We start from the raw sequence: 21999 nt of genomic DNA, 5'->3' as shown, positions 1-21999 counted from the left end.
CATCTCTCTGGACGAGCAAAATTAGCTCCTTGGAAAGGTGCGGCATCGTTAAGCTGTAGGGTAGCCTTCAGTCCGCTGTTGATACCGCCCGTAAGAATGGCCAATGAACAAAGATCAATTTGCCATGAGTGACAACCCCTACGAAAAGCTGCAAGTGCCGGAAGACGCTTCTTTCGAGCAAATCAAGGAAGCACGGGATGCGCTATTAGCGGCTCATCCGGGGGATGAACGGCAGCGTACCGAAATTGAAGCAGCCTACGATGCCATTTTGATGGATCGGCTGCGGCAACGCCAAGAGGGCAAAATCAAAGTGCCTGAGCGCATTCGCTATGCTGAGCAACTCAATGAACCGGCGCCAGCTAAGCCCAATCGCATTGCGAATCATCCCGCCCTTCAGTGGTGGCAGCAACAGTTAGACACCCCCAACCTGCGGGGCATTGCCATTACCTCAACGGTCTATGCCGTTCTGATGGCGATCGGGCTGTCTCAGGCCAATCCTGATACCTTGGCATTGGTGCTGTCACTGGGGGTTGGCTTTAACCTCGTGTGGCTGCAACGCAAGGAACAACGCCTTGGCCGTGCCTTTTTGATCACCCTCCTTGCCTTGATATTGGGCGCAGTGATCGCCGTGGGCATTTACCAGCTTGGTCTGCCGGGGGTCTTCCTCAATGTGGATCAACTGGTGGGCATTGGCGTTTTCGTCACCTTTTGGCTCACCAGCAATTTCCTGCGCTAACTGCGAATTTGAATCGGCATCACCAAGTATTTCATCTGGGCTTCCCCAAGGGGGAGGAGGATCGCAGGCTGGGTTTCGCCGTTGAGTTGCAGTTGCACCTCTGAACTATTCATCACCTTCAGTCCTTCGAGAAGATATTTGACATTGAAGGCCACCTCCATCGACTCCCCAGAAATCTGAGCCGGTACATTCTCTTCGCCACTGCCCAATTGCGGCGCCTCAGCCGAGAGTTTGAGTTCTTGAGCCTCGGCATCAATGTTGATTTTGACGACGTTATTCTTTTGAGCCGCAAGAATTGCCACCCGTTCTAGGGCATCTGCTAGGGTCGATCGCTCCACCGTGACTTGGCGCGCAAAGGTTTTGGGAATGAGTTGGCGGTAATTGGGATACTGCCCCTCCAACAGACGGCTGGTAATGCGAGCATCGTTGCCAATATCAAACACCACTTGAGTCGGGTCACAGCGCAGCGCTACATCCCCGTCTTGTTTTGCCATCAGCCGCTCTAGATCCTTGAGGGATTTTGCCGGAATTGTAATCGGCGAGAGGGCTTCCGGCACAGGCTGTTCAGTCAGCGTAACGGCGAGGCGATGACCATCGGTTGCTGCAAACTCAAGGCGATCGATCTCAAACGTCACATGCAACCCGGTGAGAATTTGCTTGGTTTCATCGGTGCTCGCCGCAAACAAACTCCCCTGAAGTCCCCGCCGCAATGCCTCTGCAGTCAAGGTTACAGGTGTCACATCCTCTAACGTGGGCAGAGCAGGAAATTCCTCGGCACTCATCCCCTGAATCTCAAAGAAACCGCTGCCATAGTCGAGGATCACCCGCGTATCTTCCGCCGTAATCTCAATATCGCGATTGGGCATTCGCGCCACCATCTCACTAAAGAGCTTGGCAGAAACAGTAATTGCCCCCGGCACCTTCACCTCTGCATCCAGCCAGATTTGCATCCCCAAACTGAGATCAAAGACGGAGAGTCCGAGGCGGCCACCTTCAGCTTGCAGGAGAATATTCGCCAAAATCGGGTGCGACGGATTGCTCGGCGCAACGCGACTCAGGGGGGCAAGCTTACTACTGAGAACTGATTGTGAACAAACAACTTTCATGGTGTACTCCACGGCAGAGGCAGATGGGATGAGAGGCAACGGAGAGAAGAAAAAACGCGGCTCGTTATTGGCCGATCTACTAGCATACTATGCAATCTATGACTGGTATCGCTTGGGCAAAAACCGCCGTACTTTGCTCAGGAAAAACTCTAGCTCCGGTAGATTTAGGGGCGAGATAGCCGCTGCAAAAACAATTAGGCTGACACTGCCGGCGATCGCCAACTGCAACAGTTGCACCCCCAAGCCTTCCCGCCCCCAGAGCAATTCCAGTCCTTTGAGGGCACCCCAACCTGCCCCACCACTGAGCACACTGGCTAGGGCAATTCCCACCAAGGGCACAATTAGCTCCCCCCAAGGTAGCCCCCCCAAACGACGGTGCAAAATCCAAGTCAGGGCAATAAACGATACGGTATTCACTCCAACAGTGGCCATTGCCAACCCAACAGCGCCAAAGGCTTGGGTAAAGAAAAAGCAAAACAGGGCATTAAATCCCAATCCCCAGAGGGTGATGTAGAGGGGTGTGCGGCCATCCTCTAGGGCATAAAAGACCCGCACAATAACATCGCGGGCAAGGTAGAAAAACATACCAATGGCATAAACCAATAGTAGCGCCGCCACCAGTTGGGAGGCCTGAAAATCAAAGGCACGCCGCTCATAGACCACCCGCACTGCCGGCAATGCCAAAGCTGCCATCATGCCACCGAGGGGCATCATACTCAAGGCAGTGAGTACCAAACTCTGGCGAATGCGTTCCTTGAGATCCGGCCAATGTTCTGGTTGTGCCAACTTTGAAAAAATGGGCATATAGGGCACAAGGATCACATTGGAGAGAATCCCTAAGGGCGTTAGAAAGAGCAGTTGGGAGTAACTCAAGGCCGACGCAGCCCCCACAGGCAACTGGGAGGCAAAGAAGAGACTGATATAGACGCTGATCAAGAGCATTCCCGAGGATAGGGTAGCAGGCCCCATGAGTTGAATTAACTCCCGCACCTCAGGACGATTGAGATCAAAACGTAATCGCAATGTACCCATGCCGGCTTGCCATTGGGCAGGAATTTGTACAAGCCATTGCAGCACCCCTCCCGCTAGGGTTCCCCAAGCGAGCACTGCTGGGCCAAATTGATCAGCAAAGAACCAAATGCCAATAATCACTGCCAAACTAGACAGCAAGGGACTCATCGAGGGCAACCAGTACTGATCGGCAGCATTGAGGGTACCAAAGCCAATGCCAATCAAACCCGAGAGCACGGCCAAGGGTGCCATAATCCGAAACTGCTCTGCGGCTAAGGCTTGAATCTCTGGACTGGCACCGGGGGCAATGAGTTGAATTAAGGGGTCAGCCAGCACCATCAAAATGGCGGTCAGCACCAGTAATAGGGCACCCACAACGGTGGTAATGGTTTCCACGAGGGGCGCGGCTTTTTCGGGCGGCTGCTTGAGAACCACACTGATGATCGAACTGTGGAACGGGCCATTGATCCCCCCCAAGAGCACAAAGAGAAACCCCGGAATCACATAGGCATAACTGTAGGCATCCACTGCGGCGCCAACACCAAATTCGGCGGCGATCGCCTGCTGGCGAACCAGTCCCGCGACTTTACTCAACAGCGTTGCAACGGCAACAATGGTGGCAACATGGGCAAGCGAACGCGATTTCTTTTCCACAGTGGTGGCAATCCTAATAAAACTGGCGGATTTGGGGATAACTCTGGCGATGATCGTACCAGTGATCTAGATCTCTTTTATTTCCGCTGGCAGCAGAATCGTAAAGCAGGTGCCTTGACCGACTTCGCTAGTCACCTGAATCTGACCGCGGTGGGCTTTGACAATGGATTGGGCGATCGCCAGCCCTAAACCCGTCCCTTCAGACTTTGTGCCCTGAAGGCGATAAAAGCGATCAAACAGGCGGGGCAGTTCACTGGCGGGAATCCCCGGTCCATTATCGGCAATCACCAGGCGGTAGAATTTGCCCTGCTGATCCAACCTCACTTGAATCTGACCACCGGCAGGGGTATATTGCACGGCATTACTGAGGATATTCGTTAACAAACGACTCAGGTGATCGGGGTTGCCCCACAGACGATAGGCCTCTGTCTCTGAGGTCTGGGGATCCGCAAGCTCCAACGCCAGTTGAAGGTGTTTTTGCTCAATCAAGGGCGTTTGCTCCTCAATCACCCCCAAAAGCAGGGCATCAAGGTGACAGGGCTGGGCTTGCAGGGGAATCATGCCGCTATCTTGACGAGTTAGAAAGAGCAAATCATCCACTAAGCGACTGAGGCGACGACTAAGGCGTTCAATGACTAGGAGTTGTTGGCGCTGGGTTTCCGGATCCGCAGTGGCTAAGGCAACCTGGACATTGGTTTGAATGAGGGCCACGGGGTTGCGCAATTCATGGGAAGCATCAGCGGTAAATTGCTTCAAATAAGCATAGGACTGCTGCAGGGGGGCGATCGCCAGCCGTGACAAAAACCAGCCACTAATACTCACCAGTGTCAGCGTGATGGTCATACCAACCAAGAGATCCCAGAGTAGGGCTTGACTCGGTTGGGTCACCTCGAACCAAGGATGGCTGACCCGCAAATAGCCCAGTAGGCGATCGCCCACCACTAAGGCCACCGTCATCTGCCGTAGCCAGCGATCCTCCCCCACCTGCACCGTTTCTGCTGTCCGATTCAGATGCAAGGGCAGATCAAGGGGTTCTGAAAACGTGCTCCAAGCCAACTGCTGATCCGGAGTAAACCCCTCTAGGTCAATGTGATCCTCCTCCAGTGCCGCAAGGGGACTACTGCCTAAACTGGTTTGCCAATCAATGGCTTCCGCCGTGCCCGTGTCAATAATCAGGGAACGACTCACCACCTCAACAACGTGGCTGAGGGTGTCATCAATGCGCTCGATCAGGGTTCCCCGCACATAGAAAAAGAACCCCGTGGCAAAGATGAGGAGCAGGAGTGCCGTTACCCCCACATACCACAGGGCAAGGCGGTATTGAATGGCACGAACCATCGTCATCGGGGCAATGCTAAGGGAGACCAATCACCACTGGAAACAAACGCCGCCCAATAGTAGGGGGATTCATCCTTGAGTCGCTGAAGCTGGACTTGCCGCAGGGCTTCTGTGCGCCCCATGCCTCGGCGCAGATTTTGGTAAAAGGCCACCATCATATCGCGGGTTACTTGATCATCCACTTTCCATAGGGTACTCACCTGCGATCGCGCCCCGGCTATGGTAAAGGCACGGCGCAGACCATAGACCCCTTCACCGTTGACCACCTCCCCCCGTCCCGTATCACAGGCCGATAACACCACTAATTCTGTGCCGCTGAGGTTCATGCCGGTCACTTCCAAAGCAGTAAGGACACCATCATCCACATCTGAACCACTCTGGCGTTGGTTAAATCCCGCCAAGGCCAACCCGGATCGCAAGAGGGGGTTGTCAAGGATGCCCTTGTTTTCTGAATTAGCTAAAAAAAAGCCGTGAGTGGCCAAGTGGAGAACTTTAGGGGAATTTGCTGCCTTAACCGCTGCTTCTGTGGCTGCTGCTTGGAGTAATACCTGAGCTTGGGGAAGGAGCACCCTCAGTGCTTGCGCTTCCTCAGTCGTCCCCGGTAGGGGAGCAAAAGTCAAACTCCGCAAATCAAGAGAGCGCACCGTTGCTGAAGGGGCATTGCCGAAGGAGCGATCGAAACTAGGGTCAGCAATAATCAAAGGAGTATGAACAGTTACAGATTGGGATTGAAGGCGCAAGAGTTCGCGCCCAGAGGTCAGCAATGTGATCATGTAAGACTCCACTAAATAGCGCCCTTGGGCATCCACAAGTGCCTGAAAGGGAATAGTATTCAACTCCCCATCCGGGGCAATGAGCAAATGAGTCACATTGCCAATCCACGGACGAATCGGCGTCATCACCCGCTCGGCAAGAACTTGAGCTGCCCGTTGAACTTCACCCTTGGGTAAGCGAGGGTCAGCCAAACGTAAGCGAGTCTGGCGTACTTGGGTATCAATTTCAGCAGCGGTGCCAAGATCTCTCCCTAGGGGCTGACCCGTGGCACGCAATACATAGACGCCATAGCGCGGCTCACCAAACCTCTGTTTGCCCAAGTCGTAGGGGCGATAGCGAATAAACTCAATCAAAGCAGCATTAGCCGGAATCGCTCGTTGAACCGCAGCGATGGTTACGGGTTGAGTGAGTTCGCGAAAGCTAGCACTGCGCAGACTCAGTTCGGCTTCCAGTTGATTGGCCTGGGCTTGAAGCTGCTGCACTTGGGAGAAAGCTGCTGGCTTTGCTGAAGCAAAAACGAGTTTAGCGATGGTTGTGCGCAATGTGGTGAGTTGCTGGAGCTTCGCTTGATCTGGCGCCGCTAGTTGCCGTCGCAGTCGTGCTTGGTTCTGGCTGAGAAAATCCAGTAATCGCCCTTTGCGGCGCAAGAGTGTTGTCAGAGCCAAGGCGGTGGCCTCAGGATCTTGGGGCAGGTTCTGCAGGTGCAGCGTGAGAATGGCATTCGTCGTGTCTTGAAAGGTAGCTAGATACCTGCGCTTGTAATCCTCAGCACCAACGACCAGATTTTGAGTGAGGTTCTTTTCTTCGATTTCTTGAACATTGTTCAGTAGGGCAAGGGCTTGCCTCAAATCTCCCTGTTGCCAATAGACCGCAGCAAGGTTTCCTAGCGCAGCAGCGGTATGGGGATGGCTTTCCCCAAGGCGGGATTGGGCGATCGCCAGCGCCCGTTGATAGAGAGGCAGTGCCGCTGCGTAGTTGCGCTGATCAAAATAGAGCGTGGCTAAATTATTCAGGCTGGCAGCAATATCGGGGTGACCTGCGGGCAACGTTTGTTCGCGAATCTGAAGGGCACGTTGGTACAAGGGCAAGGCGTCAGCATAATTCTTTTGTTCCCGATACAGGGCTGCGAGGTTGTTCAGCGTTGTTGCCACGTAGGGACTCTTCTCCCCAAGGGTTTGCTCAAAGATTCTGAGGGCGCGTTGATACAAGGGCAGGGCGGCTGCCCTCTTTTTTTGCTCAGTGTAGAGGAGACCGATGTTATTGAGAATGACCGCCACTTCGGGATGATTGAACCCTAGGGTCTTTTCGGCGATCGCCAATGCCCGCTGAAACACTGGCAACGCAGTATCATAGTTCCCTTGGGCACGGTAAAGATTGGCCAAGTTATTGAGTGTTGCAGACACCTCTGGTTGATCTGACCCACCAGCACGCTCGTAGATAGTCAATGCCCGCTGATAGAGGGGGAGTGCTGCTGCATAATTTCCCTGCTCAACATGGAGCTTTGCCAATTCGTTGAGACTGGCTGCCAAAAGGGGATGGTTGCTGTCCAGTGTATTTTCCACTAAGGTCACAAAGCGCTCTGCTAGGGGAATAGCAGCCTGCATATTACCTTGTTCCCGCAGTTGATCAATTTGATTGGCGAGTTCCTGAAATTGCTGGGGGGATGGCTGGGCTAGAGTTGGCGAACACAGACCAAGAATCAGACTACTTCCAAGGGCGATCGCGCCCCGGACAAGGCATCTTCTGGTGTTCATTTTTTTCCTCGGTGGTTCCTCAACAGCACCCGTCACAATCAAGAATACTGATGGGAAACGCTCACCCCCAGTTCCTGCCAAATGGCATCTAAGAGAGGCTCTAACCCCTGACGCGCCACCGCAGAGATGGCAAAAACCCGTTGACCGGCATAGGCAGTAAGGGTGTCTTGAACTGCAGCAATTTGGGAAGGTTCTAGGGCATCAATTTTGTTGAGGGCAATAATTTGCGGGCGATCGGCCAAGCCGTGACCATAAGCCACTAGCTCATCGCGAATGGTTTGGTAAGCAGCCACCACATCCTCAGCCGTGGCATCAATCAAGTGCAGCAGCAGACGGGTACGCTCAATATGGCGGAGAAACTCATGCCCCAACCCCAACCCCGCATGGGCACCGGCAATGAGACCGGGAATATCAGCAAACACGGTTCCATCACCATTGGGTTGGCGCACCACACCTAAATTGGGCACCAAGGTTGTAAAGGGATAATCGGCAATTTTCGGTCGCGCTGCCGACAACACCGAAATTAGGGTGGATTTACCGGCATTGGGCAGGCCAATAATGCCCACTTCCGCCAGTAGTTTGAGTTCTAGTCGGAGATGCCGTTCTTCCCCCTCTAGCCCCGGTAGGGCATAGTCTGGTGCCCGTTGATGATTACTCAGGAAGTGCTTATTCCCTAAACCCCCTTTGCCCCCCTTAGCCACCAGCAGCGTTTGACCGGGGGTGGTGAGGTCTCCCAGCAATTCCTCGGTTTCGGCATCCCAAACCATGGTGCCACAGGGCACTTCAATCACTAAATCTGCACCACAGGCACCCGTACGGTTATGCGGCCCGCCCCGTTGGCCATTGTCCGCTTTGAAGACATGGGCATAGCGAAAGTCCAGCAGCGTTTGTAAATGGGGTACCGCTTTGAGAATGACTGACCCACCATTGCCACCATTCCCCCCTGAGGGGCCTCCCGCAGGCACGTATTTTTCACGGCGAAAGGCAATAATGCCGTCGCCCCCCTTTCCAGCTTTGACATGAATTTCGGCAAGGTCAATAAATTGCATTTTGGCCGCAATCGGTTGCGTATAGGTTGGGTATCTGAGTATTGTATCCTGCCACCTTGTTGACAGTTCTTTTTACAGGGATGACACCGGCTCCAAAGGGTGAAACTCCGTATCGAAGACGCTTCATGTACGTCATAGGAGAAAAGGGCTATATGGTAGGCTTAAGGGAATTTTAGTGTGCCGAGGCAATAGTGTTTATTCGATGGCAACACCGACGACGACCCGCTCCGCCTGAAGAAGGGGTTTTATTTTGGCGACTGGTGTTGTGGCTAGGGGTTGCCTTAATCTCCGGCAGCTTGGGGGCACTCTGGGGGCTATTGAGTCAGAGTACACCGCTTATGCAGCGATCGCTCAGCAGTCGGGAGTGGCAGGTGTTTCAACGGGGCGATCGCTGGACAGGGGCAAGGCTCCATCAACCCTTGAATTTACTGCTCATTGGCTCCAAGGTTTTAACCTCCGACTTAGATGAACCGCCTGACCCCAACCTTACCTACCATGCCCTAGTGAATTCCGTTGAAGGGCTATCGGACTCACTGCTACTCGTGCGTTTTGACCCAGTGCAGCAACGGTTAGTGGTGTTGTCAATTCCCCGCGATACGCTGACCTTTATCCCCGGCCGAGGCGACGCCAAAATTAACGAAGCCAATGCCCTCGGTGGACCCGCACTGGCGGCGGAAACCGTGAGTGATTTGCTGGGGGATGTGCCCATCGATCGCTATTTGCGCATTAACGTTCAAGGCATTGAGAAACTCATTGATGCCCTTGGGGGGGTGACAGTGGATGTACCCACAGCCATGCGCTATCGGGATGACAGTCAGCGCCTCTACATTGATTTGCAGCCCGGACGACAACACCTGAATGGCAACCAAGCCCTACAATTTCTGCGCTTTCGCTACGATGCCCTTGGCGATATTGGCCGCGTGCAGCGACAACAGATGTTTTTGCGGACACTAATGGAGCAAACGGCTCGCCCCGAAACCCTTGCCCGTACCCCCCAGCTTCTCAGTATTATTCGCGAAAACTTGGATACCAATTTAACGGTTGAGGAACTGATGAGCTTGGGGCAATTCCTCACTAGCTTGCCGCGATCGCGGGTGGAGTTTCTGATGCTGCCGGGGAACTTTAATGGCAGCACCGATGAAGTGGAAGTGAGCTATTGGTTGCCCGATTACCAACGGATTGCTTGGCTGACGGATCACTATTTCCGCGATACTCCCACGGCTGATCCGCGCGAGACGGGTTTGACCCCCCCTGCCCAGGTGCGCATTGCGATTCAAAATACCACCCTGCCAGAATCATTGGTCATGCGTCTGAGTCAGCAACTGCAAACCGCCGGTTACCCTGATCCTTTGCTGGCAGAGCCATTGCCCCAACCGCTCCCGATGACACGGATCATTGCTCAGCAGGGGGATTTGGCGGCAGCGCGGCGGGTGCAGCTATTGCTGGGATTTGGTGAAGTGCGGGTGGAGAGTACAGGTGTGTTAGCATCGGATGTGACGATTCAACTGGGCGACGATGCCCGCGATCGCCTGCAATTGAGACCCACAAAATCTCTGTGAGTGAACCCTACGTGATTGGTGTTGATCTTGGTGGCACTGCCATCAAAATGGGGCGCTTTAGTCCCAAGGGAGATTGCCTCAATGCCCTGACGTTGCCGACCCCTCAGCCCCCCTTTCCAGAACGGGTGATTAAAGCCATTGTGCAGGGGATTAAAGAACTGGATGGGGAGGATCGGGCGCTGGCGATCGGGATGGGGATACCGGGGCCTGTAGATGCCACTGGTCGTATTGCCCGCCGTGCGATTAACCTTGACTGGTACGAAGTGCCCATTAGCGACAGCCTCGAACAGTTGACGGGCAAGCCCACCGTGATTGGTAACGATGCCAACTGTGCCGGCCTCGGAGAAGCATGGCTAGGGGCAGGGAGTCAGTTTAAGGATCTAATTTTGCTGACCTTGGGGACGGGGGTCGGCGGTGCGATCATCCTCAATGGCGATCTCTTTGTCGGTCGGGATGGCGCCGCCGGCGAGTTGGGGCTGATTACCCTCGACTACACAGGGCCTCCCTGCAACAGTGGCAATCGCGGTTCCCTTGAGCAACATGTTTCTGCCCAAGCCCTGCGGCGGCGCTGGGGCTGTGAACCCCATGAGATGGCAGAGCGAGCCAACAATGGTGACCCTGAGGCGATCGCCCTCTGGCAAAGCTATGGCCGTGAATTAGCCGCTGGCATTGCGAGCCTTGTGTATGTCCTCACCCCCGAAGCAGTGATTATTGGTGGGGGGATTAGTGCCGCCAGTGACCTCTTTTTTCCCTCGATGATTGCTGAATTGGAAGAGCGGGTGCTGCCCACCTCCCGCAATAACCTCCACTGTTTGCGAGCCACCCTTGGCAATCACGCGGGCATCGTCGGTGCAGCCAAACTAGCGTGGAAATACGTCAAAGACCATCTCTAAGTCGCCTTCGCTAGGATCAAGTTATTCGGCTTGAACCAACTGTTATGACTTCTACGACAGCCGTGGACAGCTCGCCGCTGCTGCTCAATGTCCGCAATGCAACGGTGCAGGTGACCCCAGAGCAGTTTGATCAGCTCTGCCGCGATAATCCTGATCTGCGCCTAGAATTGACCAAGGCTGGAGAATTGATTGTCATGCCGCCAACGGGGGGGCAAACGGGTGCCCAAAATTTTGAGCTGATTGTGGAGTGGGGCTTTGGAACCGGCAAACGCAACTGGGGCGTGCCTTTGATTCCTCAACGGGCTATGACTTTACAGCTTTGGGGGGCGGCAAACTCTCCCCAAATGTCTCCTGGATTGCTAGCCTCCGCCTAGAGGGCGTTGCTCTGACGGGCTTTATCCCCATCGTGCCGGATTTCGTTGCTGAGTTGCGATCGCCCTCGGGTGCGATTGACCGCTTACGCGCCAAAATGCAGGAGTATCGGCGACTGGGGGTGCGCTTGGGGCTGCTGATCAATTCCCAAGACCGTCAAGTGGCACTCTATCGTCCCCAAGCGGAAGTGGTGGTTTTGGACTCCCCTGAGGTGGTTGATTGTAGTGAGGTGATGCCGGGGTTTCTCCTACCGATGGCGCAGTTGTGGATTTAGAGCCGCTCGACAAATTTTGCCAGTCGCGTCAGGCCTTTTTCAATGGTGGCCAAATCTGTGGCGTAGGAGAGGCGAATGTGATCATCCATGCCAAAGGCTTTACCGGGAATCGTGGCCACTCTTTCTTCCTCCAGCAGACGATCGCAAAACTCTACGGAACTTAAACCCGTTTCGCTAATATCCACAAAGAGATAAAAGGCGCCTTGGGGTTTGAGACAGCGCAGGCGAGGAATTTCAGAAATGCGTTCATAGATACAGGCACGGCGATCGCGGAAGGCGGCCACCATTTCGGCCACACAGGCTTGACTTCCCTCTAGAGCCGCAAGGGCACCGTATTGGGCAAAGGTACAGACATTTGAGGTGCTGTGGCTCTGAATTTTTGTGGCGACTTTAATGACATCGGTTGTCCCTGCCAGATAGCCCACACGCCAACCGGTCATCGCATAGGCCTTGGCAAAGCCACTACAGACAATGGTTCGCTCAAAGGCCGCCTCACTGACAGCACCGATGCTCAGGTGTTCAGCCCCATCGTAGAGAATCTTCTCGTAAATCTCATCGGAGATCACCCACAGTTGATGCCGCACAATGACTGCCGCTAGTTCGCGAATTTCCTCGGGGGTATAGACCATGCCCGTGGGGTTGCTGGGGGAGTTGAGGACAAAGAGCCGTGTTTTGGGGGTAATGGCATCCTCTAGCTGGGCAGGGGTAATCCGATAGCCGGTTTCCGCAGTGGTTGTCACAATCACCGGCGTGCCACTGGCCAAGTGCACCATTTCTGGATAGCTCACCCAGTAGGGGGCAGGAATAATCACCTCATCGCCGGGATTGATTAGGGCTAGCATCAGGTTAAAGAGGGCTTGCTTGCCGCCATTGGTCACTAGGATATTTTCGGCGCGATAGGGCAGGTGGTTGTCGTTGTTGAGCTTGGTGGCGATCGCCTGCCGCAAGGCCGGTTCCCCTGCCGCCGAACCATAGCGGGTTTTGCCTTGATCGAGCGCTGCTTTTGCCGCCTCACGAATGTGGGCAGGGGTGTCAAAGTCGGGTTCGCCCGCACTAAAGCTACAGATATCCTCTCCCGCTGCGCGCATTGCCTTGGCTTTGGCATCAATCGCCAGCGTTACCGACGGCGTGACCCGCATCACCCGCGTTGCCCAGTCCATCCTTTGTCTCCTGCACTACTTTCCGTATTGTGGCACTTTGGCAGGGGAGCGGCGAATCAAATATCGACCGTTCACGTTGAGGTTGCCAATGGAGGATACCCCCAGGGGAATTCGAATCCCCGTCGCCTCCGTGAAAGGGAGGTGTCCTAGGCCTCTAGACGATGGGGGCAAGACTCAGCATTAGTTAATGTAGCGAATGCCCTGAGCGTTTGTCAACCCCTCGGGAAATTTTTGCATCGCAGCCGCTCCTAGGGAGAAAATGAGGGCGAGTGACTGAGGGACTTGCTGTGGAACTTGCTGGCCTACGTTCCTTCTCGATTGTGATGCCCGCCTACAATGTGGTGACCCAACGGGGAGAAACGGTCTTTCGGGAAACCCTTGAGAGCATTGCCGCCAGTTGCCGCTACCTCCAACAGCACTTCCCCTACGCCACTGCGGGGGAATTCATCCTGATTAGCGATGGTTCAACGGATCACACCTGTGATGTGGCGACGGCAGGATGGCCGAATGCCGTGCCCCTACAATTGGTGGGCTTGCCGACGAATATTGGGATTGCGGCAGCGCGGAACATGGGGGTGCGCTTGGCCAAAGGGGAGGTGATTTTTTTCTGTGATGCCGATGATCTCTACCGCCCTGAGCATCTGTTTTTAGCCCTATCGGTGTTGAATCAGCCTTTACCCGCACCCTATGCCCCAGCGTATTTTGGGGCGGTACGCACGGGGGTCTATTGTCGCGATCGCCTGCATCCCTACTGGCACAAAAGCCTCGAGCAAACGCTGGTGCTCAATCTCGCCGTGCGCCGCGAAGTCCATGAGTTTATTGGCGGCTTTCCCGAAGAGGAGGTGTTTCGCCAATTTCGCTATGGGGCTGAGGATGTGGCCTATGCCCATTGGCTGCACCAGTTTTGCCACACTGCCCAACTCCAGCAGCAGACCGTTGAGTACCGCCGCTTTCCCAATAGTTTCTTTGACCGTCAACTCAAGAAATTCCAAGCGGCTCCCGGCACCGTGGCTGATGATCTGGATGCGAGCGATCGCCAGCAGGAGGCGCAGATTCAGCAGATTATGGCCACACGACTTCAGGAATTGCAGGCCAAGGCGGCTCAACTGGTAGCCTAGGCTTTTTTGTGGCGCTGGACAATCGTCGCGGCCAGTTTCTCCGGTACTTCTTGAAGATGGTCAAATTGCCAATGGAAGCCACCTGTGCCCATTGTCAGCGATCGCAACTCCACCACAAAGTCATGCATTTCTGCTTGGGGTAAATAAGCCTCAATCTGTTCCCAGCCGGGCCAACCCTCCTTATTGCTGTAGCCCAAAACCTGACCGCGCCGCCCCGTCAACGCCTGCATCACCTTAGCCGTAAAAGCTTGGGGCATCCACACTTGGACTGCCATGATGGGTTCTAGGAGTTGCGGTTCACACTGGGGAATTCCCGCTTGCATGGCGAGGCGAGCCGCTTGGCGAAAGGCCTGCTCAGAGCTATCCACGGAGTGATAGGAGCCATTGGTGAGGGTCACCGCCACATCCACGATCGGAAATCCCAACGGTCCTTGGTTGAGAAATTCCCGCACCCCTTGCTCGACACCGGGGATATATTGCTTGGGCACAACGCCGCCGACAATGGTTTCACTAAATTGAAAGCCGCTGCCGCGTTCTAGGGGAGCAATATCGAGGTAGACATCGCCAAACTGGCCGTGGCCACCGGTTTGATGTTTATAGCGGCCATGACTGTTTTTCGTGCTGCGGCGAATGGTTTCCTTGTAGGGGACTTGGGGGAGATGGGTTTGCATCGGTAGGTTATATTTGCGGCGCAGGCGATCAAGGGCAATCTGCAAGTGAATGTCACCCTGTCCCCAGAGAATAATTTCATGGGTATCGCCATGCTGTTCCCAGCGCAGCGCCGGATCTTCCTCAAGGAGTTTTTGCAGCGCGCTGGTGAGCTTCACCTCATCACTGCGTTTACTGGGGGTAATGGCCAAGGCATAGACGGGTTCTAGTTGGGGGGCACAGGGCAAAGGCACCGCCTGACCATTGATACTGAGGGTCTCACCCGTACGAATGCCCTCTAGCCGCGCCAAGAGAACGATGTCCCCCGCTGTGGCTTGTCCCAAGGATTCCAGTTGTGTACCTTGGGCACGGTAGATACCCCCCACGCGCACCCCATTCAAGCTCATACCATCGGTCAAGGTACCCTGCCAGACCCGAACGAGGGAGAGCTTGCCGCCTCCTTGGGGTAGATAGAAGGTCTTCAGCACTTGGGCGAGGGGTTCTTCACCATTGATCTGGCGATGGGCAGCAGTTTCTGTGGCATCGGGTGCTTCGCGATCAAGGGCTGCCAATAGGGGGCGCACACCGTAGTCCGTTTGCGCACTGCCAAAAAAGACGGGCACAATTAAATCGGCTCCCAACTCCCAGCGCAGATCCGCCATGATTTCACTTTCTGGCGGCGCAATATCCTCAAGGAGTTCTTCCAAAAGGTGGTCATCATAGTTGGCTAGAGCCTCCAGTAGCTCCGCCCGCGCCGCCTGTTCAACGGCTTGTAATTCCGAAGGAAAGGGAACTAAATCCGCCGCTGCCCCCGCATGATAGTGATAGGCCTGCTCCGTCACCAAGTCAATGTAGCCCAAGAGATCATCCCCCTGCCAAATGGGGTACTGGTGGGGTACCAAGGGGCGACTGGAAACTTGGCGATAGGCCGCGAGGATCTCCATGTAGGGGTCATGGGCGCGCTCCATCTTGTTGACAAAAAGAATATGGGGAATCTGCCAGTCATCGAGGAATTTGAACAGGGGGGTTAGGGTAAAGGCGCGATCGCTCAGGGGTTCACAGACAACGATCGCCATATCCACCCCCACGAGGGCATTGAGGGTTTCTTGCAGCAATTCCACCGAGCCGGGACAGTCGAGAAGCGTCAGCTCCAAGTCTCCATACTGGGTATGAACGACATTCAGTTCTACCCCCATTTGGCGATCGCGAGCCTCAGGGCTGGTATCTAGAAGACTACTGGCCTTACTGCTCGTGGCGTGGGTAAGGCGCAAAATGCTTTCTGCAAGGGTTGTTTTGCCACTGTTGTAGCTGCCCACAAGGGCAATGTTGCATCGTCTCGCCATCGCACACCTACCTTTTGATTTGCCATTCGGGTCAAAATTGTCCAGAATAGAGCCTTAGTTTGCCTTAACTAGATCTCTTAACCCTTGGCGATCGCCCTTGGCGGAATTTGCAGTATCTCTTAAGAGAGCTGTAAACAACCGTTAAGTTGGGGTTAACGTTTGCGAGGAGGACTCACTCACGATGCGCTTCAATTCCCTTTTGTGGGCTAGTATTGCCAGTCTTGGCCTTTGGATGGCATCGCCAGTACACGCCAATAGCCAAGTCAGCACGCTGATGCAAGAAGGGCGACGGCTAGTGGAAGCAGGAAACTATGCCCAAGCCTTGGCCATTTATCAGCAACTGCTCCAGAGCGAGAGCCGTAATCCCCGCGTGCATTCTGCCATTGGCTACATCTATGCCCAGCAGGGACAATTTGCCGAAGCCGCCCGTGCCTACCAACGCGCTATTGAGCTGGATCAACAAAACGCTGATTTTTACTATGCCCTCGGCTACAGTCTGGGGATGATGGGGGAAAACCACGGGGCTGCTGCCGCCTACCGCCAAGCCATTCGCCTGAATAACCGTAATGCCCAATCCTACGAAGGACTGGCGGTGATTCTCGCCCGCATGGGGGATCCCCAAGGCGCTATACAGGCCTACCGCTCCGCCCTCAGTCTTGACCCCCGCAATTGGGCGGCTCAAAAGGGATTAGGCGTTTTGCTGCTCCAACAACGCAATATTCCTGAAGCCCTCAGTAGTCTGCAACAGGCGGCAGCCCTTGCCCCCGGCAATGCCTCGATTCAACTCAACTTGGGGATGGCACTTCTGGCCGCCGGCGATCCTAGCAATGGCTGGCAAGCGATTGATCGCGCGGCTAACTTGGGTCAGCGGAATGCGGATCTGCTACAACAGGTGGCAGAACTGGCCGTTGCGGCGAATCAACCCGAGCGAGCCATTCAAACCTATCGCCGCCTAATCACTTTGCAACCGGAACGGCTAGCCACCTACTTTAGCTTTGGCGAGTTGTTAATGCAGCAGAACAACCCCCTTGAAGCGGCGGCAATTTATCGTCAAGCTACGCAGATCAACCCTAGAGATCCCGAGGGATTTTATCGCTTGGGCAAAGCCTTGGCAGCGCAAGGGCGGCGGCAGGAGGCTCGCAGTGCCTATCAAGTGGCTTTGAAACTGTACCGTGAGCAAAATAACCGCGCAGGAGAAACCAAAGTCCGAGACGCGATGCGGCAGCGCAATTAGCGACTAAGCCCCCTGCCCTAGATTCATGACGACCTGCTGCAATTCAGAAATGAGAGCACTGGGACGGCCATTGAGGATATTTTGGTTTAGTCCCTCTAGGCCTTGGCGCAGGTGATTGAGGCGATCTTGAACGGGCTGTAAAATCTCCCGCAGTAGATTCGCTTGGCCGCGCTTGGCAGCGAGTAACCGTTGCTCTTCAATCAGTGCCTGTTCTTCTTGACTGAGTTGATCTTTTTGCTGCTGTTGCAGTTTGCGGCGCTCTTCAAGGTCGTGGCGCAGACTTTCGAGATCAGTATAGGCCTGCTGCAATTCTTCCGCGAGTTGATTGACAGCCACACTGTACTCTTGAAACTGGCGCTCCAGTTCACTGAGGATGGGAATGAGGCTAATGCCCTGTTGGGAGGCGGGATCTTTGCGCGCCTCTAGCACTTGTTTGTGGATTTTGTAGATCGCTTCTTTTTCACGGATATTTTGCCGCTGTCCTTCAAGCGCCTGATTGAGCAGATTACAGCGCTGGCGTTCGTCCTCCAGTTCTCCTGCCAGTTGCAGGCGATCGAAATCACTGGCGTCTTTGACTTTTTGCTCCAGTTCTGCTAAGGACTCCAGAGCCATTTTTAGCTCTTCTTCTTGATCGTTGACAAAGGCAGAGGCACGTTTGAGGTCATTACCGCGGTTGGCGACTTCTTTTTCGAGTTCCTCCATGGGCATTTTCATCAGGGCATTCACATCCACGGCCTCTGTGAGATCACTGACCATGGCTTGGCGCATTTGCTGGATCATTTCCTCCTGTTGGGCAAGGAGGTGACGTTCTTTTTCAAGCACGGACTGTTTGTAGCGGCAGAGTTCCTCCTGCAGGGCGATCGCCCGACTGTCTTGCCAAAATTGTTCTTGGGCGGTGCGCCACGTCTCCTCCTTTGCATGGAAGGCTTGCAGTTGTTCCTCTAGGGCAGCTTGCCGTTGACTCAGCTCCTGCTCCAGTTGCTCCAGTTGCTGCCAGTATTGACTCAGCAAGGCCTGCTGCTGGTCTAAAATTTGAAAACATTCCGCGATTTGAGGACGCCCACCACTGTTGAGGGTCTCTGCCAACTGCCGCAAAATCGAGTCCACTTGGCGAATTTGCTCTGGGGATAGGCCAACGCTGTGGCTTGATTTAAGTTGTTCCCAGCGCTGCTGCTCTTGGTGCACTTGGTGGCGTAAATTTTCAAGGGCTTGGCGCTCTGCTTGAATCCGCTGTTCCTCGGCGGTCAATTCTTCTCGCAATTTGTTGAGTTGTGCTAGCTGCTCTTCAGCGCCGGCCAGTTGCGCCTCTAGTTCTTGGAGTTCTTCTCTGCGCTGCTCAAATTCCTGTTCCCGTTGGTTCAGAGCTTCTGCTTGATAGGAGAGGGATTGCTTCCAGCCCTCAATTTCTTCCTCTTGACTTTGGAAGCGCTCACGCATCCGTGTGAAGCCGTGCAAGATACCGGTGAGACGGCGCGTTGCTTCATCCACGTTTTGAATCTGGCGGTTGGCGGCCATTTCAACAAAGACCAACACACCATTGCCGTAGTCACGACTGTTGTCAAAGGGAATCGTTTCTTCGTTTTGGGGGACAGGGTGCCAGTAGCCCGACTGCTCACGCATCAACAACTTCAACTCGGATTTCGTCCCCATGAAACCCGTTTTTTTAATCACCTCGGCAAGATACTGCACAGCCCTTGACCTCTACCCTAACGCTGAGACTGACACACAACTAGAACATACAACAACCGTAATAATACGCATGACGAAATTAAGTGAATGAAGGATGCAACTTTTCGTCTGTCCGCGATCGCTGGAATCCAGAACCCTATATTTTTATTAAACACCCATCGGCAAGTGTTCAGCAGTGGCCTGAATCACTCGGTCGGGGACTGGAGAATTGCCAAGGCCAAGGTGGTTGAACTATTGGTCATTATAGCGAAAGGAGGGTTGCTACCCGCCAAAAGTCATTAATGTCATTAATCATCGCTGGCAGCGGGCATCCAAGGTTGCTGTGGCAAAAAGACGCGATCGCGCGGCAGGGGGGCAACGGGTTCTGTGAGGGTAAAACGACCACTGTGGATCCAGTCTTTGAGGACTTCGGCAATGCGCTGACTAAAGTAAAGACTCGTTAGGGGAGCGGTGCGCACAGTTTTGCCTTCAATCTTGATTTTGCCTGACTTGAGTTGAGCATAGTTGACCATGCCAAAGGTGGGACGCACGCGGCGGGGAATTGAAAAGTCAATAATCGGCGCCACCACTTCCTCATCGCGAATGGCACAGCGGGCAATGACCTCTTGATCCAGCACCGGCAGCGGAACCCCCACCCCCAGCATCAGGGACGCTCCATAGTGCTTGAAATAGCAACCGCGCACCCAAAAGGGATCCATCTGTTTGGCATCACCAATCAGGGCAAGGGTGGCCGCTGGACCAATGGGGGTGTCGTTAGCCAACCGTTTTTGCAAGGGGAAGTGTTGAGTGCCTTCCCACGCCACATAACCAATGCCGCCGCCGAGAAAAATGCGCGTGCCAATCCCCACCAGTCGCAAGTAGGGATCATTCAATAGAGGTGAAAGGGCACCGCCACAGGCATAGACAGCATTCCCCAGTTGCGGTTGCAGCGGACCAAGGTAGGTATAGAGCGGGCGATCGCCCCCATTGACACCGACAATAAAATTTTGATAAAGATTGCGGGGGTTATAGAGATAGAACTGATTGATCGTCTCTTTGCTAATCACCGTTTCTAAACTGGCGCGGGGATAACAATCCGTGACATAGCCCACTGCCCGTAGGGGAATGGCTTTACCCGCAATCAAATCGGCAATGACATGGCCCCCCCCGCGCTCCCGCAGACTGTCGGCTTCGCCCGCTTCGGAATTGGGATCCAGCGATTGGGCTGCCCCCAAGTACAGATCGACGGCGCCAAAACCACTGTAGGCAGGAATGCCATCGAGCCAACACTGCCGCAGTTTAATCGGTGGATCCGTCGGCCCCAAGTTAATCATCGCCCCAGACGATTCCATGGGTTCAAACGTGCCCGTCGTGATCACATCCACTTGGCGCGTTGCTTCCGCAATGCTCAAGCTTTCAAGGCGGGCTTTGAGTTCTGCCAATGTCCAAACGGTGGCTTTGCCTGCTGTAATCTTTTCATTGATTTCGGCAATCGTGCGTTCCACAGGCGTTACCGCAGATCTTCAGGATGGCGGATTTGCCAAGTGCCGTCAGGCAGCCGTGAGACCTTACCTCCTAGACGTTCAATATTCTCGATGGCCGTTTGTCGCGAGCGATCGCTGACCGCATTCACCAGTGCCCAAATCCAGGCATTGATCTGTGCCATCCGACTATCGGGATCCCGCCGTAGGGTTTGTGCCAAGGAGCGATAATACTCTGCTGCGGCGCGGACTTGTGGATCTGGATTCATTTCTGCCCAAGCCGCCGCGCGATCGTAGGACTCTGCTGCCGCTTGCCCCTTGCCCAAAAAGAGCAATTCATCCATCGCCCGAAATACCCATGCCAAGTAAGCTGTCGGTTGATAGGCAGGATCCATCGCTGCCAGACCCCGATCCATCAAGGCCACAGAGGTTTGCGGCTGTCCTGCATACACCGTAATTGCCGTTGAAAGATAGGGATAGGTTGGGGCAAAGCGGGGGTCTTTAGCGATAATCACCGCAAAGAAAGCAGGTGCATCGTCGTAACCCGTGACTTGGCGGGCAGCGGAATCACCAAAAAACTGCAAAAATTGCAAAAACGCCCAATCGGCAACTAAATTGTCAAAACCAAAGGAAGGGAGATTTGCCAAAAGCCGCATCTGTGTAATGGTCTGGGCATTCTGGCGCTCATATTCAGCATCAGTGAATTGTTCTCCCGTTTGAGCCTGTAACTGACGCAGGGCATCCTGCTGCATAAAGGCAATAATGCTCAAGGCCACAACCGTCAGACCTAGACCCACAGCTTCTGACCAGTGCCAGCGTTTTTGAAGCATGGCCCACCCTCAAGCCAGTTAAGAATTTTTGTTGCTTGCTTCTCCCGGTTCAGTAATCCGCTGAAAGAGATAGCCTGTTCCCCGTGCTGTCAAAATTAATTCTGGATTACTGGGGTCTTCCTCTAGCTTAGCCCGCAAGCGGGAAATGTGGACATCCACCACCCGCGTATCCACATGGCGTTCTGGCGTGTAGCCCCACACCTGCTCGAGAATTTCTCCCCGTGAGAAGGGTTCCCCCGAGCGTCCCACCAGCAATTCCAAGAGCATAAATTCCATACCCGTGAGGCGAATGCGCTCATCCCCCTTATAGACTTGGCGCTTGTTGGTATCAATGCGAATATTTCCCACCTGAATCACCCCAGAGCTAGGGATACCAGAGGTGCTAGTTTTCTCAATGCGTCGCAGCACCGAGCGAATGCGGGCTTCCAACTCCTTGGGGGAAAAGGGCTTGACCACATAATCATCGGCGCCCAGTTCCAGCCCTGTAATGCGATCGGCGACATCGCCAAGGGCAGTGAGCATAATGATGGGGACATCAGATTCTTTGCGCAGTTCTTGACAGACGCCATAGCCATCGAGTTTGGGCATCATCACGTCAAGCACTACTAAATCTGGCTGCTCCTGCCGAAATGTGGTCAGGGCTTCCTCGCCATCGGCAGCAGTGACGACGGTATAGCCAATCATTGACAGCCGAGTTTCTAAAATGCGGCGAATACTCGCTTCATCATCAACAACGAGTATCTTTTCTTTGTGGCTCTCCAAAGTAACGGACACTCCTACTCAATGAGAACAGTAATGGATAAGAAATTAAAATGTGAATTTTTTGTACTCTATCATTTTTTTACTGGCTATAGAAAGACTCCCAGCCCTCACTAGGACAGGATTTTGCCGATTTTTCAGAATTGAGAATCTTTAAGATATTTTAATGTGGTCTTGTCGAGAAAAAAAGCGGACACCCCTGCAAGAGCATCCGCTAGTGTATTGATTCACCAGTGGT

The 21999-nt window shown here is 54.2% G+C and carries 16 protein-coding genes, 1 tRNA gene and 1 pseudogene; 6 read left to right on the top strand and 12 right to left on the bottom strand.

From position 1 onward, the window contains the following. The first annotated feature begins 103 nt into the window (after window positions 1-103). Window positions 104-736, top strand: coding sequence for a CPP1-like family protein (locus tag RHK62_RS07205; protein ID WP_149819363.1), 633 nt, complete (start codon window positions 104-106; stop codon window positions 734-736). On the opposite strand, the gene dnaN is transcribed toward RHK62_RS07205, so the two are convergent. From dnaN to obgE, 5 genes are all read right to left on the bottom strand, one after another. Continuing rightward, entirely contained in the window at window positions 733-1842 is a 1110-nt protein-coding gene (gene dnaN, locus RHK62_RS07200; protein ID WP_302678295.1) for a DNA polymerase III subunit beta, read from the bottom strand. The two genes, RHK62_RS07205 and dnaN, sit on opposite strands and share 4 nt — an antisense overlap. Window positions 1843-1938: 96 nt before the next feature. Beyond that, complete coding sequence (gene murJ, locus RHK62_RS07195) at window positions 1939-3507, bottom strand: murein biosynthesis integral membrane protein MurJ (protein WP_206200170.1); 1569 nt, start codon at window positions 3505-3507, stop codon at window positions 1939-1941. Between the two features lie 66 nt (window positions 3508-3573). After that, entirely contained in the window at window positions 3574-4845 is a 1272-nt protein-coding gene (locus tag RHK62_RS07190; RefSeq protein ID WP_315863379.1) for a HAMP domain-containing sensor histidine kinase, read from the bottom strand. A 2-nt stretch (window positions 4846-4847) separates the two neighbouring features. Then, window positions 4848-7373, bottom strand: coding sequence for a CHAT domain-containing protein (locus RHK62_RS07185; protein WP_310453496.1), 2526 nt, complete (start codon window positions 7371-7373; stop codon window positions 4848-4850). 38 nt (window positions 7374-7411) lie between these two features. After that, window positions 7412-8422 carry a GTPase ObgE gene (obgE, locus tag RHK62_RS07180; RefSeq protein ID WP_310438528.1) on the bottom strand — a complete coding sequence of 337 codons (1011 nt, stop codon included), beginning with the start codon at window positions 8420-8422 and terminating at the stop codon, window positions 7412-7414. A 191-nt stretch (window positions 8423-8613) separates the two neighbouring features. Here obgE and RHK62_RS07175 point away from each other — a divergent pair, with 191 nt between their 5' ends. The 3 genes and pseudogenes from RHK62_RS07175 (at window position 8614) to RHK62_RS13100 (ending at window position 11520) form a co-directional block, all read left to right on the top strand. Beyond that, window positions 8614-9981, top strand: a complete 1368-nt coding sequence (locus RHK62_RS07175) for an LCP family protein (RefSeq protein ID WP_302678292.1) — start codon at window positions 8614-8616, stop codon at window positions 9979-9981. After that, window positions 9978-10874 (top strand): ROK family protein, encoded by an 897-nt coding sequence (locus tag RHK62_RS07170; protein ID WP_302678291.1) that lies wholly within the window; start codon window positions 9978-9980, stop codon window positions 10872-10874. The genes RHK62_RS07175 and RHK62_RS07170 overlap by 4 nt, the downstream gene beginning before the upstream one ends. Window positions 10875-10918: 44 nt before the next feature. Next, a pseudogene (locus RHK62_RS13100) lies at window positions 10919-11520 on the top strand (Uma2 family endonuclease). Here RHK62_RS13100 and RHK62_RS07155 read toward each other — a convergent pair. Then, window positions 11517-12680 carry a pyridoxal phosphate-dependent aminotransferase gene (locus tag RHK62_RS07155; protein WP_310453494.1) on the bottom strand — a complete coding sequence of 388 codons (1164 nt, stop codon included), beginning with the start codon at window positions 12678-12680 and terminating at the stop codon, window positions 11517-11519. The pseudogene RHK62_RS13100 and the gene RHK62_RS07155 overlap by 4 nt on opposite strands. A 96-nt stretch (window positions 12681-12776) precedes the next feature. After that, window positions 12777-12849, bottom strand: a tRNA-Glu gene (locus RHK62_RS07150). Window positions 12850-12949: 100 nt separating this feature from the next. On the opposite strand from RHK62_RS07150, the gene RHK62_RS07145 reads away from it, so the two are divergent. Further along, entirely contained in the window at window positions 12950-13798 is an 849-nt protein-coding gene (locus RHK62_RS07145) for a glycosyltransferase family A protein (RefSeq protein ID WP_302678288.1), read from the top strand. Here the strand turns inward: RHK62_RS07145 and RHK62_RS07140 are convergent. Next, window positions 13795-15789 carry an elongation factor G gene (locus tag RHK62_RS07140; protein WP_286625052.1) on the bottom strand — a complete coding sequence of 665 codons (1995 nt, stop codon included), beginning with the start codon at window positions 15787-15789 and terminating at the stop codon, window positions 13795-13797. The genes RHK62_RS07145 and RHK62_RS07140 overlap by 4 nt on opposite strands. Window positions 15790-15970: 181 nt before the next feature. Between RHK62_RS07140 and RHK62_RS07135 the strand changes: the two genes are divergently transcribed. After that, window positions 15971-17023 carry a tetratricopeptide repeat protein gene (locus tag RHK62_RS07135; protein ID WP_310453493.1) on the top strand — a complete coding sequence of 351 codons (1053 nt, stop codon included), beginning with the start codon at window positions 15971-15973 and terminating at the stop codon, window positions 17021-17023. A 3-nt stretch (window positions 17024-17026) separates the two neighbouring features. On the opposite strand, the gene hmpF is transcribed toward RHK62_RS07135, so the two are convergent. The 4 genes from hmpF to rpaB form a co-directional block, all read right to left on the bottom strand. Next, entirely contained in the window at window positions 17027-18712 is a 1686-nt protein-coding gene (gene hmpF, locus RHK62_RS07130) for a pilus motility taxis protein HmpF (RefSeq protein ID WP_206200159.1), read from the bottom strand. A 287-nt stretch (window positions 18713-18999) separates the two neighbouring features. After that, a complete protein-coding gene (locus RHK62_RS07125) occupies window positions 19000-20196 on the bottom strand; it encodes a homocysteine biosynthesis protein (RefSeq protein WP_206200158.1) in 1197 nt (398 codons plus the stop codon). A gap of 5 nt (window positions 20197-20201) precedes the next feature. Beyond that, window positions 20202-21002 (bottom strand): hypothetical protein, encoded by an 801-nt coding sequence (locus RHK62_RS07120; RefSeq protein ID WP_310453492.1) that lies wholly within the window; start codon window positions 21000-21002, stop codon window positions 20202-20204. Window positions 21003-21020: 18 nt separating this feature from the next. After that, on the bottom strand, window positions 21021-21764 hold the full coding sequence (rpaB, locus tag RHK62_RS07115) for a response regulator transcription factor RpaB (protein ID WP_149821735.1): 744 nt from the start codon (window positions 21762-21764) through the stop codon (window positions 21021-21023). Between the last annotated feature and the right edge of the window lie 235 nt (window positions 21765-21999).

It is taken from the genome of Thermosynechococcus sp. HY213 (assembly GCF_031460975.1).
GTDB lineage: Bacteria > Cyanobacteriota > Cyanobacteriia > Thermosynechococcales > Thermosynechococcaceae > Thermosynechococcus.
Note: the sequence above shows the minus strand (reverse complement) of the source record. Positions and strands in the feature narration are given on the sequence as shown.

Coding starts and splice junctions, on each gene's coding strand:
- RHK62_RS07140 (WP_286625052.1), bottom strand. CDS start 15,789: ATGGCGAGACGATGCAACATTGCCCTTGTGGGCAGCTACAACAGTGGC.
- obgE (WP_310438528.1), bottom strand. CDS start 8,422: ATGCAATTTATTGACCTTGCCGAAATTCATGTCAAAGCTGGAAAGGGG.
- RHK62_RS07185 (WP_310453496.1), bottom strand. CDS start 7,373: ATGAACACCAGAAGATGCCTTGTCCGGGGCGCGATCGCCCTTGGAAGT.
- RHK62_RS07135 (WP_310453493.1), top strand. CDS start 15,971: ATGCGCTTCAATTCCCTTTTGTGGGCTAGTATTGCCAGTCTTGGCCTT.
- RHK62_RS07120 (WP_310453492.1), bottom strand. CDS start 21,002: ATGCTTCAAAAACGCTGGCACTGGTCAGAAGCTGTGGGTCTAGGTCTG.
- RHK62_RS07190 (WP_315863379.1), bottom strand. CDS start 4,845: ATGGTTCGTGCCATTCAATACCGCCTTGCCCTGTGGTATGTGGGGGTA.
- dnaN (WP_302678295.1), bottom strand. CDS start 1,842: ATGAAAGTTGTTTGTTCACAATCAGTTCTCAGTAGTAAGCTTGCCCCC.
- RHK62_RS07205 (WP_149819363.1), top strand. CDS start 104: ATGAACAAAGATCAATTTGCCATGAGTGACAACCCCTACGAAAAGCTG.
- RHK62_RS07155 (WP_310453494.1), bottom strand. CDS start 12,680: ATGGACTGGGCAACGCGGGTGATGCGGGTCACGCCGTCGGTAACGCTG.